Genomic DNA, 16998 nt, shown 5'->3' on the forward strand with positions numbered 1-16998 from the left:
ATCTCCTTCGGCTGCTGGCCGGTCTATTCGGCCGCGTGCCACCAGGTGGGGAATTGCGGCCCGTAGACGGGTGTCGCTTCCGGGCGCTCGATCTGCTTCCAGCGCGCCACCCACTTGTCGGGTTGATGATAGAGCGGAACGACGTAGGCGCCACTCATCAGAACCCGGTCGAAGGCGCGCACGGCCGTCTCGAACGTTTCGCGCGTGCGGGCGGCAAGCAGGGCCTCGATCATCGCATCGACGGCGGGGTCGGCCACGCCGGCGAAATTGTAGGTGCCGTCGAGGTCGCGCGTCACCGAGCCCCAGCGGCCGATCTGCTCGGCGCCGGGCGACAGCGAGGAAGTATAGCGCATCAGCATGATGTCGAAATCGTAGGTGCGCTGGCGCTGGAGATATTGGGCGCTGTCGACGACGCGGATCGTGGCGCGGATGCCGAGGCGCTCCAGCGTGCGGGCCCAGGCCATGGCCAGCGCCTGGCCGGACGGGCCGTTGAGCATGATCTCGAACGTTACCGGACGGCCGTTAGCGTCGACGAGTTGGCGTCCGTCGAGGCTGTAGCCGGCGGCTTTCAGCGCATTCATGCCGGTGCGCAGGAACTCCCGGTCGCGGCCGGAGCCGTCGGAGGCGGGAAGCTTGTACGTGCCGTCCATGATTTCCGGCAGGACGGCGTCGGGGTAGGGCGCCAGCAGCGCGCGCTCCGCATCACTTGCCGGCACGCCATGCGAGGAAAGCGACGATCCGTCATAATAGCTGCGCGTGCGCGTGTAGGCGCCGTTGAACAGGTTGCGGTTCGCCCATTCGAAATCGAAGAGCCCGGCCAGCGCCTGGCGGAAGGCGCGGTCCTGGAAGACCGGCCGGCGGGTGTTCATCACGAAGCCATACATGCCCGACGGCTGCTCGATCGGAAACGCGTCCTTTACCACCCGCCCGGCACTGACAGCAGGAAAGTCGTAGCCGGTCGACCAGCGGCCGGTGTCGGTTTCCTCGAACAGCGTGACGACGCCCTTCTTGAAGGCCTCGAACATCGTGTTGTCGTCGCGGATGTAGTTGATCCGGACCTCGTCGTAATTGTCGAAGCCGCGCTTGGAGGGGATGTCCTTTGCCCAGTAGTCGGGATTGCGCTTCATCACGACCAGTTCGCCGGGACGCACGCTTTCGACGACATAGGGGCCGGAGCCGATCATCGGCTCGAGCGACGACTTGTCGAAGCGGTCGCGGTCGATTGCGTGTTCGGGCAGGATGGGCAGCATGGCGAGCAGCAGCGGCGCCTCGCGGCCCGCATCCGGCTTGAAGGTGAAACGCACCCCGTTCTCGCCGACCTTTTCGATCTTCTGCGCCGCCTTGATCCAGTTCTGGTAGATCGGCCGGGCCTTTTCCAGCAGGAGTTCCATCGAGAAGATGACATCGTCGGCCGTCACCGGCTCGCCGTCCGAGAACGTCGCGCGCGGATCGAGCGTGAACTCGATGAAGCTGCGCTCCTCGTCCGTTTCGACGGTTTTCGCGAGCAGCGGGTAGAGCGTGAAGGCCTCGTCTCGCGAGCGCGCCATGAGCGTCTCGAAGACGTTGTTGCCGAGGAACTGGTCGAACAGCCCGCGTGCGCCGTCGCCCTGGACGATGAACGGATTGAGGCTGTCGAAGGTACCTTGCAGCGCATAGTCGATGCGCCCGCCCTTCGGTGCGTCCGGGTTCGCGTAGGGAAAATGCTGGAAGTCGGCCGGAAGGTCCGGCTCGCCGTGCATGGCGATCGCGTGGCTAGGTCCTTCCCCGGCTTCCGCCAGCGGGATGGGCAGCAGGAGGGCAAGCGCCAGGACGGCGGAAAGAGGCGACAGGCGCATGACCATGCTCCGGCACTGACCCATGTTGAACGGCTGATTCGCCGGCACCGTAACATGGGAGGCGCGCGGGCAGGAATCCCCGCCTTGCATGCCGCCAAATTTCGCCGCAGGTCTGGATTCCGGCAAGCTGGCGGTGTAACAGGCGCGAGGAGTCATGCTGTCGCCGCAATTGATCCGCAGTAGCGGGCCGACCGTCGGCGCGCGCCACAGCTCACTTTCTGAGAGGAAAACGACCCAATGAACCGCCGCAAAACCAATGCGACCCGACTTTCCATCCTGGCCGCCGGTGCTCTTGGCGTCGCCGTGACCGCCACCCTGCCGGCCGCTGCCCAGCAACAGCAGCAGCAACTGCCGGAAGGCTGGTTCAAGGCCTGCAGCAAGCAGGAAGACGTGGACATCTGCAACGTGCAGAACATCAAGGTTGCCGATACCGGCCAGCTTCTCACCGGCATCAGCCTGATCGAGGTGAAGGGCAAGACCAACCGCCGCGTGTTCCAGGTAACGGTTCCGACCGGCCGCATGATGCCTCCCGGCATCGGCCTGCAGATCGATGGCGGCCAGGCCCAGAAGCTCGACTACATGCTTTGCCTGCCGGACCGCTGCATCGCGGAAGGCCAGCTCAACGACCAGCTCGTCGCTTCCTTCAAGCGCGGCTCGGAACTGACGCTGACCTCGGTCAACTTCCAGAACCAGGCGAACCCGATCAAGGTTTCGCTGGCAGGCTTCACGGCAGCCTTCGACGGTGAGCCGCTGCAGCAGTCGGACCTTGAGGACCGCCAGCGCCAGATTCAGGACTTCGTCAGCAAGAACACCGACGATTTCGCCAAGAAGCTGCGCGAAGAGCAGGAAAAGGCGAAGCAGGGCAACTAAGGCCCCGTATCAGACCGGAACAAAAAAGCGGGCCATCTGGCCCGCTTTTTTATGCTGTCCGTCCGGCGGACGAAGCCTGTCAGTGCTGGGCGCGACCCTTGGGCGCGTAGTGGCCGTCGCTGGTCTTGTCGAAAAACTCGGCCAGTTGCGGATGACGCACTGGCTCGCCAGAACTGTCGTCGAGCAGGTTCTGCTCCGACACGTAGGCGACGTATTCGGTTTCGTCGTTTTCCGCGAGCAGATGGTAGAACGGCTGATCCTTGCGCGGGCGCACCTCGGCGGGGATCGCTTCGTACCATTCTTCGGTATTCGCGAACTCGGGATCGACGTCGAAAATCACGCCGCGAAACGGAAACAGGCGGTGCCGCACGACCTGTCCGATCCGGAACTTTGCTACTTTTGCTTCACGCATTTCTTTGCACCATCGGGTCTATTTGGCGCATTGCAGCGCACAATTCAATCCTTGCCGCGCTTGACGGGCCGCGGCGGGCAGGGTAGCCGCGCAGCATCAGCCCCTTCGACAGACCGGTATTTCCCAAGGTTGCCATGGCAGACATCGTCGGACTTGTTCTGCCTTTCTTCGGCATGATCCTGCTTGGCGCGATCGCCGCGCGCATAACCCGTCAGCCGCTCGAAGCGCTCGGCTGGATGAACACGTTCATCGTCTACATCGCCTTGCCGGCGCTGTTCTTCCAGCTCATCGCGCTGACCCCCATCGAGCAGTTGACCGAGTGGCGCTACATCTTCGGGGTTGTGCTTTCCACCTATCTGGTCTTCAGCTTGATGTTTGTCGGCTCGGTGATCGTCTCGCGTGGCGAGATTGCCGAAAGCACGATCAAGGGACTGGCAGCCGCCTACGGTAATATCGGCTATATGGGGCCGGGCCTTGCATTGCTTGCGCTGGGGCCGGAGGCCGCGGTGCCGGTGGCGCTGATCTTCTGTTTCGAGAACGTGCTGCATTTCGCGATCGCGCCGACGATGATGGCGCTGGCGGGCGGCGAAAAGGCGTCGCCCGGCCAGGTGGCGCTCGGCGTCGTCAAGCGCATCGCGCTGCACCCGTTCATCATCGCCACCGCCGTCGGCGTGCTGGCGGCATGGCTCAAATTCGAGCCGCCGGTTCCGGTGGCGCGGCTGTTGGAATATCTGGCGCAGGCGGCCGCGCCCTGCGCGCTGTTCGTCATGGGGGTCACGCTTGCCCTGCAGCCGCTGCGCCGCGTGCCGCGCGAACTCGGCGCGATCGTGACGCTGAAGCTCGTGGTGCATCCGATCCTTTGCTATGTGGTGCTCAGCCTGATCGGCAATTTTTCGGAAGTATGGGTGTTTTCGGCGGTCCTGCTGGCGGGGCTGCCGACCGCGACGAACGTTTTCGTGATCGCCCAGCAATACGGTGTGTGGGTGCAGCGCGCCTCGGCGAGCCTGCTGCTGACCACCGTTCTGTCGGTCGTGTCGGTGACCGGGCTGCTCTATCTCATCCGCAACGGCATATTGCCGCCGGACCTGTTTCCCTGATCGTCAGACCCGGAAGACGCTGCCGAAACCGCTGCCGGTGCGCAGCCCCTCGCGCATGAACAGCGCGCGCAGAGGCGGCGCGGCACCCAGCAGGCTGAGCCCGGCGGTGCGCATGAGCTGCACCGGAAGCATGTCCGAAAGCAGCGAGCGGTTGAGCATGTTGACGGCCGACGACCGCGCCAGAATGTCGGGGCGGCGGCGACGATCATAGGCTGAAAGTGCCGCCGGCGATCCTGGATCGTCGGAATGGCGCATCGCCGTATCCAGCAGGCTTTCGACGTCGCGAATGCCGAGATTGAGCCCCTGCGCGCCGATCGGCGGGAAGATGTGAGCCGCCTCGCCGACGAGCGCGACGCGGTTCGCGGCAAAGCGGCGGGGAAGGGCGGAGCTGAGCGGAAATACCTGCCGGCCAGGCTCGACGGTGACGCGCCCGAGCATGGACTGCATGCGTTCCTCGACGATGAGCGACAGTTCGTCATCCGAAAGCCGGACCAGTTCCTCCGCGCGATGCGGGCGCGTGACCCAGACGAGGCTGGAGCGCTGCCCGGACAGCGGCACAAGCGTGAACGGCCCGTCTTCGGTGTGAAACTCCGTCGACGTGTCGTTGTGGGGCCGCGCGTGGGCGAAATCCAGCACCAGCGCCGACTGACCGGTACTCCCGGCGCTGACGGCGATGCCGGCAGCCTCGCGCGCCGGCGACATACGCCCATCGGCCGCGACCGCAAGCCGGGCCGATACGGTTCGGCCGTCGGCAAGCTCGGCCTCGATGGAGTCGGCATCGATATTCCAGCGGGAGACGGTGGTTTCGGCGCGTTCGACGCTCTTGCTCGCTGAAACGGCCTCGTCGAGCGCGCAGCAGCAGGCGGCGGTTGGGAATGTTGAGGCCGAAATAATCCTCGCCGATCTCGCTGGCGCGGAAGGTGACGACGGGGCTGCGCAGCAATCGCTGTGTCGCGTCGGCAATGCGCATGACCTTCAGCGGCGCGGCATCGGTGCGCAGCGCATCGAGCAGGCCTAGTTCATCGAGAAAATCGAGAGACGGTTTCATCAGCGCCGTCGTGCGCCGGTCGGCGAGATTGGCGGGTGGCCCGGCCAGCGCGACACGGAAGCCGGCGCGGCCGAGAGAGAGGGCGGCCATAAGACCCGCCGGGCCGGTTCCGGCGACGACGATGTCAGCTTCAATCTTCATGGATCTGCTCCGCATGGTGCCCGTTTGGCATATAGGGCGGCGGGGCGATCTTGATCAACGTGTCGAATTGGCCCATCGCGGCGACATGAGCGAGTTGCGCGACGACTTTTCGAGGCTTGATGCGCCTGGCCGGATGGCCGCCGGGCTGGCAGGCCGCGCGAAGGTGATCGTCTATGCAAGCGTTGGGCTGGCCGTTGTCCTGTCATGGCTGGTGCTTGCCGCCATGGCGCATCGGGTCTCACAGGGCGCGCTGCCCGCGACGCAGGGGCCTGGAGCCGACCTGCTGGCGGCGCTGCCTGACCTGCCGTTGCCGGCATTTCTGGAACGCTTCTTCGCGCTCTGCCTGTCGCCGTTGCCTGCCGGCGATCCCGTGGCCGAATTCCCGGCGCTGCTGGCGATGTGGTTCCTGATGGCGGTGGCGATGATGTTGCCGACGGCCGCGCCGATGGTGCGCACCTATTGCGAGATCGCCGATACCGCAGCCCGCAAGGGAGAGCCGGTGGCGCATCCGCTGGTGCTGGTCGCAGGCTATCTCGGTGTGTGGCTTCTCGCCTCCGCGCTGTTTGCGGCGCTGACCGTGGCGCTGCGGCAGGCGGGCGCGGTTGGCGGTGCTCTGGGGCCGGTGGAGGCGTCGGTTGCCGCGCTGGCGCTGTTGCTGGCAGGGCTCTACCAGTTCAGCCGCCTGAAGGCGGCGTGCCTCGAAAAGTGCCGCAACCCATTCACGGTGCTGTTCTCGCGCTGGAGCGTGCGACCCGCACGCATCCTGCGCCTCGGGGCGGAACAGGGGCTCTGGTGTCTGGGCTGCTGCTGGGCGCTGATGCTGGTGATGTTCGCCGTTGGGCTCATGAACATCTTCTGGATGGCGCTGTTGGCGGTGTTCAGTCTTGTGGAAAAGGAAACGGCGGGTTCGCTTCCAACGCGGCTCGCCGGCGCGATATTGCTTGTCTGGGCAGCCGTGCTGCTTGTAGTTTCGTGGTAGCCGAGGAGGTGGCGATGGCCGAAACAAGTTGGGCGATGAAGGGGGAGCTGGTGCTGTCGTGCAACTGCACCGTCTTCTGCCCCTGCGTCCTGTCGCTCGGCCAGCATCCGCCGACGGAGGGATATTGCCAGACCTGGGCGGGGTTCCGCATCGATTCCGGTCATTTCGGCGACGTCGAGCTGTCCGGGCTCAATCTCGGGCTGATCATGGAGATCCCCGGCTATATGAGCCGCGGCAACTGGACGGCCGGGCTGTTCGTGGACGAGCGCGCCTCGATCTACGCACAGAAGGCCATCGGCAAAATATTCTCCGGCAAGGCCGGCGGCACCACGGGCCTGCTGTCGATCCTTGTCGGCAAGTTCCTCGGCATCGAGCGCGCGCCGATCAGCTACGAGGTGCGCGACAAAACCCGCATCTTCCAGATCCCGAAGATCATCGACGGTGCGGTGACGCCAATCCCCGGCAAGAACCGCGACGACGATACGGTCATCACCAATTCCGAATACTGGATCGCGCCGGAGATCATCGTCGCCAAATCCGACAAGAGCCGGCTGCGCGCCTTCGGCCGCAACTGGAACTTCGCCGGGCGTTCCGCCGAAATCTGCAAGCTGGACTGGCGTGGGCCGTGACCGACGAACTATCGCCGAAAAAGAAGCTCTCGCAGCGTATTCCGAGACCGAAGAAGAAGGTGACGTGGCCGCAGGCGCGCGCCTTTTCCGTTCACCTGCTGACGGCCTCGGGTTCGTTCCTGGCCTTCCTGTCATTGGTCTCGGCCGCCGAGAAGCAGTGGACGGCCATGTTCCTGTGGCTGGGCCTCGCGCTTTTCGTCGACGGTATCGACGGCCCGATCGCGCGCAAGCTCGAGGTCAAGGAAGTGCTGCCGACGTGGTCGGGCGAGATGCTCGACAACATCATCGACTACGTGACCTACGTGCTGATTCCCGCCTTCGCGCTCTACCAGAGCGGCTTCATGGGCGAGGGGCTGTCGTTCCTGTCGGCGGCGATCATCGTCGTTTCCAGCGCGATCTACTATGCCGATACCGGGATGAAGACGAAGGAGAACTTCTTCAAGGGGTTCCCCGTGGTCTGGAACATGGTGGTGTTCACCCTGTTCGTCATCCATCCCGGTGAGTGGGTCTCTTTCGGCATCGTCGTGATCGCGGCGATCCTTTCGTTCGCGCCGGTCAACTTCTTCCTGCATCCGGTGCGCGTCAAGCGGCTGCGGCCGCTGAACCTCGGCATCTTCCTCGTCTGGTGCGTTCTCGGCGTCGTGGCGCTGCTCCAGCAGATGGATTCGTCGCAGATCGTGCGCATCGGTGTCGGCATCACGGGCGTCTACCTGTTCGTGATCGGCGGCATCATGCAGCTTTTCCCAAAACTAGGACTGAAAAAGGACTGACATGGCCAAGGCGATACGCGTTCACGAGCACGGAGGGCCCGAGGTCCTGCGCTACGAGGATCATGACGCAGGCAAGCCCGGCAAAGGCCAGGCGCTGATCCGGCATACGGCTATCGGACTCAACTTTCTCGATACCTATTTCCGCTCCGGGCTTTATCCGGCCCCGGCGGGGCTGCCGCTCATCCCCGGCAACGAGGCCGCCGGCGAGGTGCTCGAGGTGGGCGAGGGCGTCGACTGGGTCAAACCCGGCGACCGCGTCGCCTATGTAGGGGGCTCGGCGCCTATGCGCAGGAGCGCGTCATCGCGGCCGACCGGCTGGTGAAGGTGCCGGACGGCATCTCCGATGAAGACGCGGCCGGCATGATGCTCAAGGGCATGACTGCCGAATACCTTTTGTTGCGCACCTATCCCGTGAAGCCGGGCGACACGGTGCTCTACCACGCGGCTGCCGGTGGCGTCGGTCTCATCTTCGGCCAGTGGGCGCGCAAGCTCGGCGTTACGCTGATCGGCACCGTCGGGTCGGCCGAAAAGGCCGAACTGGCGAAGGCGCATGGCTACGAGCACGTCATCAACTACAGCGAAGAGGATTTCGTCGCCCGGGTGAAGGAGATCACCGGGGGCAAGATGTGCGAAGTGGTCTACGATTCCGTCGGTAAGGACACGTTCCCGGCCTCGCTCGACTGTCTGCGTGTGCGCGGCATGTTCGTCAGCTTCGGCCAATCGTCGGGACCGATCCCGCCGTTCAACATGGCGATCCTGTCGCAGAAGGGTTCGCTCTACGCGACGCGGCCGACGCTGTTCCAGTATATCGCAACGCGTGACGAGCTGCAGACTTCGGCCAATGCGCTGTTCGATGTGGTGAAGTCCGGCGACGTAAAGATCAGGGTCAACCAGCGCTACGCGCTTGCCGACGCCGCCAAGGCGCATGCCGATCTGGAAGGCCGCAAAACCACCGGCACTACGGTGCTGATCCCCTAGGGCACGGCATGCTCTTTTCAGGTTTCGGCCGGGTCGCGACAGCTCCTGACAGTCAGTTGTCAGGAGCTGTCTGCTATACCCAATTCATCGAAACGCTGAATGCGAGGAAACAGCCGTGCTGAAATTCTATCATGCCCCCTGGTCGCGTTCCTCTAGCGTGCTTTGGCTGCTGGAGGAACTGGGCGTGGACCACGAGCTTGTCGAAATCGACATTCGGCAGGAAGGCGGCGTGCCGGAGGAATACCGGAAGATCCAGCCGAACAAGAAGGTGCCGGCCATCGAACATGACGGCATCGTGATCACCGAGCGGGCTGCGATTACCACCTACCTTGCCGACGCGTTTCCAGATGCTGGCCTCGCTCCGCAGATCGGCGATCCGATGCGGGGACCGTATCTGTCGATGCTGGTCTATTGCGACTCAGTGTTCGACCCGGCACTGGCCGCCCACGCGCAGGGCTGGAAGTATGGCGGCAACAACTTCTCGTTCGGGACATTCGACGACATGGTCAACTATGTCGACCGTATCCTGACCGAGCGGCCTTATGCGGCGGGCGACCGGTTCACCGCTGCCGACGTGCAACTCGGTTCCAGCATCGGCTACACGATGGAGAACCTGAAGGCGCTGCCAGAGCGCCCGTCATTCCTGGCCTATATGGAGCGCCTGCGCGACCGCCCTGCCAATCTCCGGGCCGCTCATAAGGACCAGGAAATGGCGATGAAGACGCCGTTCTTTCAGAAGCAGTTCGCCTCCCAAGGCTAACTACGCGGCCTGCCCGTAGAGGTCATAGGCATCGGCGCGGTCGATCTTGACCGTGACGATGTCGCCGACGCGCAAAGGACGACGCGACTCCAGATGGACGTTGCCGTCGATCTCGGGCGCGTCGTAGCGGGTGCGGCCCTTGGCAGCCGTGCCGTTCGCCTCGTCGATGATGACGGGCAGGCGCTTGCCGACCTTCTTCTTCAGAAGATTGGCCGATACCTTCTGCTGGCGCTCCATGAAGCGGCGCCAGCGAGCTTCCTTGATCTCCTGCGGTACCTCGGGCAGGCCAAGCGTCTCGGAACGGGCACCGCCGACCGGCTCGTATTTGAAGCAGCCGGCGCGGTCGATCTTCGCCTCGTCCAGCCAGTCGAGCAGGAACTCGAAATCTTCCTCTGTCTCGCCCGGAAAGCCGACGATGAAGGTCGAGCGGACCGCGAGGTCTGGGCAGACCTCGCGCCAGGCCTTGATGCGCGCTGCCGTCTTTTCCTGGTGCGCGGGGCGCCGCATGTTCTTGAGAACCTGCGGCGAGGCATGCTGGAAGGGAATGTCGAGATAGGGCAGGATCTTGCCCTCCGCCATCAGCGGGATGACCTCGTCGACATGCGGGTAGGGGTAGACGTAGTGCATGCGCACCCACACGCCCATCTCGCCGAGCTCGCGCGACAGATCGATGAATTTCGTGCGAACCTCGCGATCCTGCCAGACGCTTGGCTGGTACTTCACGTCGACGCCGTAGGCCGACGTGTCCTGCGAGATGACGAGGATTTCCTTGACGCCAGCCGTCACCAGCCGTTCGGCCTCGCGCAGCACGTCGCCTACCGGGCGCGAGACCAGATCGCCGCGCAATGCGGGAATGATACAGAACGAGCAGCGGTTGTTGCAGCCTTCCGAAATCTTCAGATAGGCGTAGTGGCGCGGCGTCAGCTTCACGCCCTGTGGCGGGATCAGGTCGACGAACGGCTCGTGTGCAGGCGGAGCGGCCTCATGCACGGCGCTCATCACGCTTTCATAGGCCTGCGGGCCGGTGATCGCGAGCACGTTGGGGTGCTTCTCGCGGATCAGCTCGGGTGTCGCGCCCATGCAGCCGGTGACGATCACCTTGCCGTTTTCCTTCATCGCGTCGCCGATTGCCGCAAGCGACTCGTCACGCGCGGAATCGAGAAAGCCGCAGGTGTTGACGACGACGAGATCGGCACCGTCATGCTTGCGCGCGATCTCGTAGCCCTCGGCCCGCAGCCGCGTGATGATGCGTTCGGAATCGACCAGCGCCTTCGGGCATCCAAGACTGACAAAGCTGACGCGTGGCGCGGACATGGGCGGAAACTCTCGACAATTGAGGGAATTGGCGCGCGCCATAGCACGAAAATTCAGGACGTGTAATCTCCCGGCGGCACAAACGGCGGCGAAGCGCCTGCCTTTGAGCCCCGAGTATGGTCAATTGGATGGACGTGTGACGAGCAGGAGGCATGCCGCTATGAGCGAATTGGTCGTCTGGACATATGACTGGGTGCCCGAGGGACCGCGCGGTTTCGTGCGCGACATCCGGTTGAGATGGGCGTGCGAGGAAGCCGGCCTCGAATATTCCGTTCGAACGGTGCCTTTCGACGAGCGCGGACCCGACCATCTGGCGCATCAACCGTTCGCGCAGGTGCCTTTTCTCAGCGATGGCGAGGTCGAGCTGTTCGAGAGTGGGGCGGGGCTGCTGCATCTTGCCCGCAAAAGCGAAAAGCTGATGCCACGCGATCCGGCGGGCGAAGCGCAGACGTTGCAATGGACGATCGCCGCGCTCAACTCCATCGAGATGGTCTCAGTCCCTTGGTGGTTCCTCGAGGTGACGGGCGCGCAAGAGAATAACCTGGCCGGTTGGCTGGAAAGCCGCCTGGACCACATGGAGCGTATATTCACGGAGCGGGAATGGCTGGTCGCCGACCGCTTCACCGTCGCGGACCTGTTGATGGCCGATGTGCTGCGCGTAGGAAAACTGCGTGCCTTCGGAAATCGGCCGGCGGCGGAAGCCTATGTGGCGAGGATCACCGACAGGCCCGCATTCAGGAAGGCGCGTGCCGATCAGTTGGCTCATTTCGCCGCCGGCGATAAAAAGCGAGCAGCAAAAGCCTAGACCGATTCACGTCCGCCGTGCTGCTCGCGCGGCATGAACCGCGTTTAAAATCGACACGTTTCCCCAAGGCTTTTGATAGGCCGAAATGGCAACCGCCAGCAGGGTTCGCGCGTTCGTCCTTGCCGGTATCGTGTCCGTTCGCGGCGCGTTTGGCTTTGTGTTCGCCACTCAGGCGGGCTAGACGGGGTAATCGAACGCAACCAGGCGGGAGGCGCTGTTGGAAAATCCGCAAGACCGGCCGCCCGAGGAGCAGGCTCACGCCACGGGGGCCGACATCTACGATGAGGACGGCGTCGTCCGCTCGTCGTTTCTTGCCCACATCGGTGCGGCGATTGCCGACCGCGATACGCTGACGCTGAAAGAGGACGTCGGCGCGCTCCACCAGTCGGAAGTGGGCGACCTGCTCGAGGCTTTGATGCCGGAGCAGCGGCGTGCGCTTGTCGAACTGATGGGCGCCGACTTTGACTTTACAGCACTGACCGAGGTGGACGACGCGATCCGCCTCGACATCGTTGATAACATGCCGAACGAGCAGATCGCGCAGGCGATGCAGGAGCTCGATTCGGATGACGCGGTCTACATCCTGGAAGACCTCGACCAGGAAGACCAGGACGAGATTCTTGCCCAGCTTCCCTTCACCGAGCGTATCAGGCTGCGCCGCGCGCTCGATTATCCGGAAGAGACGGCCGGCCGGCGCATGCAGACCGAGTTCGTGGCCGTGCCGCCTTTCTGGACGGTCGGCCAGACCATCGACTACATGCGCGAGGACAAGAACCTCCCGGAGTCGTTCAGCCAGATCTTCGTGATCGATCCGACCTTCCGCCTGCTCGGCGCCGTCGATCTCGACCGCATCCTGCGCACGCAGCGTGTAGCGAAGATCGAGGACGTCATGCACGAGACGCGTCATGCGATCCCGGCGACGATGGACCAGGAAGAGGCCGCCCAGGTCTTCGAGCAGTACGACCTTCTGTCCGCAGCCGTGGTCGACGAGAACGAACGCCTCGTCGGCGTCCTGACCATCGACGACGTGGTCGACGTCATCCAGGAAGAAGCCGAGGAAGATCTGATGCGCCTCGGCGGCGTGGGTGACGAAGAGCTGTCGGACAGGGTGCTGGCGGCGTCCCGCTCGCGCGTTCCCTGGTTGCTGGTCAACCTCGTGATGGCCTTCCTGGCGGCTTCGATCATCGGTCTTTTCGAAGCAACGATCCAGCAGATCGTGGCGCTCGCTATCCTGATGCCCATCGTGGCCGGCATGGGCGGCAATGCCGGCTCGCAAACCATGACTGTCACGGTGCGCGCGCTCGCTACCAAAGACCTCGACATCTACAATGCCGGCCGCATCATACGCCGCGAGATTGGTGTCGGGCTTCTCAACGGCGTGATCTTCGCCACGCTGATCGGTATCGTTGCCGGCTTCTGGTTTTCGGATCCGGACCTCGGCGGCATCATCGCGATCGCGATGGTGGTCAACATGCTGACGGCGGCGCTGGCCGGCATACTGATCCCGCTGCTTCTCGACCGCTTTGGCGCCGACCCGGCCGTGGCCTCGGCCGTGTTCGTCACCACGACGACGGATGTCGTCGGCTTCTTCGCCTTCCTCGGCCTCGCGACATGGTGGTTCGGGCTGCTGTAACGGCGGGGCCTTGTCGGACGCCTGGCTCCAGTGAGGCGGCGTACTTCATCTGGTTGCGGAATAAAAGCAGATGCGCTAGCTTCATCTGATTGCAAAAAGCAATCGGAAGGAGTTTGTAATGACGGACAACGCATCCATCGCGCGCGACTGTTATCTGGCCTACGTCTCGGGCGACCGGGCGGCTATCGAGGCACTCATCGCGCCCGACTTCCATTTCACGAGCCCGCTCGACAACCGCATAGACCGCAAGGCCTATTTCGAGCGTTGCTGGCCAAACAGCGGCAACATCAAGGACTTCCGCTTCGAACGCATCGTGCCCGCCGGGGACGATGTCGTCGTAACCTATGTGGGCGAGGCGATGTCGGGCCGCAAATTCCGCAATACCGAAGTGCTGACGGTGAGAGGCGGCACGATCGTCGAGGCGGAGGTCTATTTCGGCTGGAACGTACCGCACGATGCGCCCGAAGGTGGCTCGCTAGGAAGTGATTCCGACGCAGGCGCGTCGATGAAACTGACAACGGTCTATGCCAACCTGAACTGCTCGAATCTGGAAACCAGCACTGACTGGTTTGCGAGGCTGTTCGGGCGCGTAGCCGACGCGACGCCGATGCAGGGTCTCGCGGAGTGGCACCATGGTAAAACCGCCGGGCTGCAGCTCTTCGAAAACGCGCAGAATGCCGGCAAGGGCACGCTGACACTGTTTGTCGAAAACCTTGAAGACGAACGCGAACGTCTTGAAAAGGCGAGCTTTCAGCCAGGAGCCATAGAGCCGGCAACCTATGTTCGGCTCCTGCGTATGCGCGATCCCGACGGCAACCTCGTGGTTCTTGCCCAGCCGAAAAGCTGAGGCAGAAGCTCTTCAGGCAGACCGTGGTCCGTGTCCGCAATTGACTTTTACGTAAATGCCGTGCCACATCCTGTTACGGTTTCATGACAGGACGGCCGCCCGAATGCGGGAATATTACACGATCACCGAACTGACCCGCGAGTTCGACATCTCGACCCGAACGCTGCGGTTCTACGAGGACGAGGGGTTGATCGCGCCGGTGCGCCGGGGGCGCACGCGGCTTTTCCGCCCATCCGACCGTCACCTCATCAGGCAGATCATGCGCGGCAAGCGGCTGGGCTTCTCGATCAACGAGATTCGCGAGATCATCCAGATCTACCGGGAGCCGCCGGGCGAGGTGGGTCAGCTCAAGCTGATGATCAAACGCATCGAGGAAAAGCGCGAGGAACTGCGCCAGAAGCGTCGCGACCTGGAAGAGACGCTGTCCGAACTCGACAATGCCGAGGAAGCCTGCGTGGAGCGGCTGGTGGAGCTGGGCGTCAGCACCTGACGTTGCAGCGGCAGGCTAGATCCAGCGCCGGACCTTCTTCGCGTAGTCGCGGTATTTCTTGCCGAACCGCATCTCCAGGTGCCGTTCCTCGCGTTCGATCGCGAGCTTCTGCGTGACGAAGGCGGCGACCGGCGCCAGCAGGATGAACCAGACGATGCCGGCGATCAGGCCGATGCCGATCATCAGCATGGTATTGCCGAGATAGATCGGGTTGCGGGTAAACGAGAACGGCCCGCTGGTCACGAGATGATCGGAGCCGCGGTGTGGCATGATCGTGGTTTTCGCGCGCGCCATCGTGCGCATGGCCGTAGTATCGATCGCCAGCGCGCCGCCGACGACCAGCCAGCCGACTGCGAAGAGCAGTTCGCCAAGCGGGCCCGGAATCCAGGGGAGCGGAACCAGCCAGTTCAGGACAATGGCTGCCGCAACCGCGGCGACGTAAACGATCGGCGGCCATGGCAGCGTGTTGGGACGGGTCTCGACGGCAGTCACGGTTGCTCCTCCCCAGGCACGGCGAATTCCGTCTGGAAACTGCACTCCTGCACGATTTCCTGCAAGCGCTGCGTGGTTTCCGGGCTTGCCGTCTGGTTGTGGATTTCCTCCAGCCGGTTCTCCTCTTCGAGACCCTCCAGCACACACACGCAATAAAGCGCGCAGAACTCCTGCCCTCTGGCCTCCTCGCACTGGGCGGTGCAGGCGCGTGTAAAGGCGACATCGGCCGCCATCGGCGCAGGCGGTGCGATGAGCGAGAACAGCCAGACGCAGGCGATCAGCACCGGCTGGTGGATGAGGTAGAAGGCAAGGCTGTGGCGCCCGCAAAACTGCAGCGGGCGCGTCCATTCGTACAGGGAAACCTGTCCCAGGCGCTGGAAGAGGCCGGCGGCAGCGGCGAGCTTGGCTGCTGCGATGCCGAAAAGCACGGCGGCGAACCACGGGAACAGCGGCACATAGTCGTTCGAATGCGGGTTGACGCTCGACAGCCCCACCCACCACAGCGCCGGGTGGTCGAAGAATGTCGAGCGCAAGAAATGCGGTGCGGCGAACACCGCGACGCCGACCGCGATCGCGACCCATACGGGGGCGCGCATGAAGGCGAGGCCGAGCACGCTCGCAAGCGCGATCTGGTGCAGGATGCCGAAGAAGATGAAGCCGCCGGGCACAGCCAGCCAGGTGACGAGCGAGATCGCGGCGGCCGCGCCGGCGACCATCGCGAGCCTTGTCAGGAAGGGGCCGCGCCGAAAGCCGCGCGCATGCGCCAGAAAGAGGCTGACGCCGACCAGGAACAGGAACGACGATGCGATCGAGCGGGCAAACAGCCGCCAGCCGCCCTCGGCAGTCATGCCGGGGGTGGCGTAGCCGAAGAATTCGAGATCCCATGCGAGGTGGTAGATCGCCATGGCAACCAGTGCCACGCCACGCGCGAGATCGATTGCCTCAAGGCGTGATTTGTCCTTTGCCGATCGCTGCACTAGTTTTGCCTTATCTCGACTCCATCCGCCGCCGCTTCAACCGATAGCACGAAAGACGCGCGGCTCGCCAAGCACGAAAGGGAGATGGCCATGCACAGCGTGGACGCGAACGGCGCTGCCATTCCGGCTCTGGGACTGGGAACATGGACGCTCGAAGGACGCGCCTGTACCGAGCTCGTCGAGCGGGCTCTGGACGTCGGCTACCGCCATATCGACACTGCCGCATCCTACGGCAATGAGGAGGCAGTGGGCGCGGGGTTGCGCGCTTCCGGCCTGCCGCGCGATGCGGTGTTCGTTACCACCAAGGTCTGGTGGACCGACCTTGCGCCCGACGATCTGCGCCGCTCCGCCGAGGCGAGCCTGAAGCGGCTGGGCCTGGACGCAGTCGACCTGCTGCTGATCCACTGGCCGAACCCTGAAATCCCGCTGGCCGACACGGTCGCGGCGCTGAACCGTTGCCGCGCCGACGGGCTGGCGCGGCATATCGGCGTCTCGAATTTTCCGACGGCACTTCTGGCGCAGGCGCGGAAGCTGTCCGAGGCACCGCTGGTGGCAAACCAGGTGGAGAGCCACCCTTATCTGGATCAGCGCAAGGTCTATGCGGCTTGCCGCGAGGCCGGCATGGCGATGGTCGCCTACTGCCCGCTGGCAAGGGGTGGTGCGCTGTTTGCCGAACCTGCCGTCACCGCAGCCGCCGACCGGCATGGCAAGACGCCGGGGCAGGTGGTGCTGCGCTGGCATGTGCAGCAGGACGGCATGGTCGCGATCCCCCGCACCAGCAGGCCGGAACGGTTGGCCGAGAACGCCGCGATTTTCGACTTCGCGCTCTCGGATGAGGAGATGGCCGCAATCTCCGCCCTGCGCGGGAAGGGGCTGCGCATCTGCGACTACGGCTTTTCGCCGCAGTGGGACGCGGCCTGA

General features: G+C 64.0%; 17 protein-coding genes and 2 pseudogenes. 12 read left to right on the forward strand and 7 right to left on the reverse strand.

The genetic code is table 11. The annotated features are described in order from the left end of the window. Positions 1–23 precede the first annotated feature (23 nt). Entirely contained in the window at positions 24–1835 is a 1812-nt protein-coding gene (locus HK436_RS15255) for an extracellular solute-binding protein (RefSeq protein ID WP_173191103.1), read from the reverse strand. A gap of 237 nt (positions 1836–2072) precedes the next feature. Between HK436_RS15255 and HK436_RS15260 the strand changes: the two genes are divergently transcribed. Beyond that, positions 2073–2705, forward strand: coding sequence for an invasion associated locus B family protein (locus HK436_RS15260; RefSeq protein ID WP_173191105.1), 633 nt, complete (start codon positions 2073–2075; stop codon positions 2703–2705). A 79-nt stretch (positions 2706–2784) separates the two neighbouring features. On the opposite strand, the gene hspQ is transcribed toward HK436_RS15260, so the two are convergent. Continuing rightward, positions 2785–3117, reverse strand: a complete 333-nt coding sequence (gene hspQ / locus HK436_RS15265; RefSeq protein WP_173191107.1) for a heat shock protein HspQ — start codon at positions 3115–3117, stop codon at positions 2785–2787. A 134-nt stretch (positions 3118–3251) separates the two neighbouring features. Here hspQ and HK436_RS15270 point away from each other — a divergent pair, with 134 nt between their 5' ends. Continuing rightward, positions 3252–4214 carry an AEC family transporter gene (locus tag HK436_RS15270; protein ID WP_173191109.1) on the forward strand — a complete coding sequence of 321 codons (963 nt, stop codon included), beginning with the start codon at positions 3252–3254 and terminating at the stop codon, positions 4212–4214. A 3-nt stretch (positions 4215–4217) separates the two neighbouring features. Here HK436_RS15270 and HK436_RS15275 read toward each other — a convergent pair whose 3' ends face one another. Both HK436_RS15275 and HK436_RS33595 read right to left on the reverse strand, forming a co-directional pair. Next, entirely contained in the window at positions 4218–5177 is a 960-nt protein-coding gene (locus tag HK436_RS15275; protein WP_376769167.1) for an FAD-dependent monooxygenase, read from the reverse strand. 43 nt (positions 5178–5220) lie between these two features. Next, positions 5221–5418 (reverse strand): annotated as a pseudogene (locus HK436_RS33595) (FAD-dependent monooxygenase); the annotation flags it as partial. On the opposite strand from HK436_RS33595, the gene HK436_RS15280 reads away from it, so the two are divergent. The 5 genes and pseudogenes from HK436_RS15280 (at position 5384) to HK436_RS15300 (ending at position 9519) form a co-directional block, all read left to right on the forward strand. Then, entirely contained in the window at positions 5384–6382 is a 999-nt protein-coding gene (locus HK436_RS15280; RefSeq protein WP_312860613.1) for a DUF2182 domain-containing protein, read from the forward strand. The pseudogene HK436_RS33595 and the gene HK436_RS15280 overlap by 35 nt on opposite strands. Positions 6383–6396: 14 nt before the next feature. Further along, positions 6397–7011, forward strand: a complete 615-nt coding sequence (locus tag HK436_RS15285) for a DUF1326 domain-containing protein (RefSeq protein WP_173191111.1) — start codon at positions 6397–6399, stop codon at positions 7009–7011. Next, a complete protein-coding gene (gene pcsA, locus HK436_RS15290) occupies positions 7008–7781 on the forward strand; it encodes a phosphatidylcholine synthase (protein ID WP_173191113.1) in 774 nt (257 codons plus the stop codon). The genes HK436_RS15285 and pcsA overlap by 4 nt, the downstream gene beginning before the upstream one ends. A 1-nt stretch (position 7782) precedes the next feature. Further along, positions 7783–8759: pseudogene (locus HK436_RS15295) on the forward strand (quinone oxidoreductase family protein). 115 nt (positions 8760–8874) lie between these two features. After that, on the forward strand, positions 8875–9519 hold the full coding sequence (locus HK436_RS15300) for a glutathione S-transferase family protein (RefSeq protein WP_173191115.1): 645 nt from the start codon (positions 8875–8877) through the stop codon (positions 9517–9519). Here the strand turns inward: HK436_RS15300 and rimO are convergent, their stop codons facing one another. Continuing rightward, the gene (rimO, locus tag HK436_RS15305; RefSeq protein WP_173191117.1) at positions 9520–10833 is read right to left on the reverse strand and encodes a 30S ribosomal protein S12 methylthiotransferase RimO; all 1314 of its coding nucleotides are present in this window, start codon (positions 10831–10833) and stop codon (positions 9520–9522) included. Between the two features lie 160 nt (positions 10834–10993). On the opposite strand from rimO, the gene HK436_RS15310 reads away from it, so the two are divergent. The 4 genes from HK436_RS15310 (at position 10994) to HK436_RS15330 (ending at position 14608) form a co-directional block, all read left to right on the forward strand. Next, positions 10994–11638 carry a glutathione S-transferase family protein gene (locus tag HK436_RS15310; RefSeq protein WP_173191124.1) on the forward strand — a complete coding sequence of 215 codons (645 nt, stop codon included), beginning with the start codon at positions 10994–10996 and terminating at the stop codon, positions 11636–11638. A gap of 217 nt (positions 11639–11855) precedes the next feature. Next, entirely contained in the window at positions 11856–13271 is a 1416-nt protein-coding gene (mgtE, locus tag HK436_RS15315; RefSeq protein ID WP_244648988.1) for a magnesium transporter, read from the forward strand. Between the two features lie 118 nt (positions 13272–13389). Next, entirely contained in the window at positions 13390–14118 is a 729-nt protein-coding gene (locus tag HK436_RS30595; protein ID WP_206680533.1) for a nuclear transport factor 2 family protein, read from the forward strand. A gap of 103 nt (positions 14119–14221) precedes the next feature. Further along, positions 14222–14608 carry a MerR family transcriptional regulator gene (locus tag HK436_RS15330; protein ID WP_173191126.1) on the forward strand — a complete coding sequence of 129 codons (387 nt, stop codon included), beginning with the start codon at positions 14222–14224 and terminating at the stop codon, positions 14606–14608. A 15-nt stretch (positions 14609–14623) separates the two neighbouring features. On the opposite strand, the gene HK436_RS15335 is transcribed toward HK436_RS15330, so the two are convergent. Together HK436_RS15335 and HK436_RS15340 are read right to left on the reverse strand one after the other, a co-directional pair. Continuing rightward, on the reverse strand, positions 14624–15100 hold the full coding sequence (locus HK436_RS15335; RefSeq protein ID WP_173191128.1) for a methyltransferase family protein: 477 nt from the start codon (positions 15098–15100) through the stop codon (positions 14624–14626). Continuing rightward, the gene (locus HK436_RS15340) at positions 15097–16077 is read right to left on the reverse strand and encodes a heparan-alpha-glucosaminide N-acetyltransferase (protein WP_173191130.1); all 981 of its coding nucleotides are present in this window, start codon (positions 16075–16077) and stop codon (positions 15097–15099) included. Before HK436_RS15340 ends, HK436_RS15335 begins: the two co-directional genes overlap by 4 nt. Before the next feature lie 90 nt (positions 16078–16167). Between HK436_RS15340 and HK436_RS15345 the strand changes: the two genes are divergently transcribed. Then, a complete protein-coding gene (locus tag HK436_RS15345) occupies positions 16168–16998 on the forward strand; it encodes an aldo/keto reductase (protein ID WP_173191132.1) in 831 nt (276 codons plus the stop codon).

The organism is Neoaquamicrobium sediminum, from assembly GCF_013240295.1.
GTDB classification, from domain to species: domain Bacteria; phylum Pseudomonadota; class Alphaproteobacteria; order Rhizobiales; family Rhizobiaceae; genus Aerobium; species Aerobium sediminum.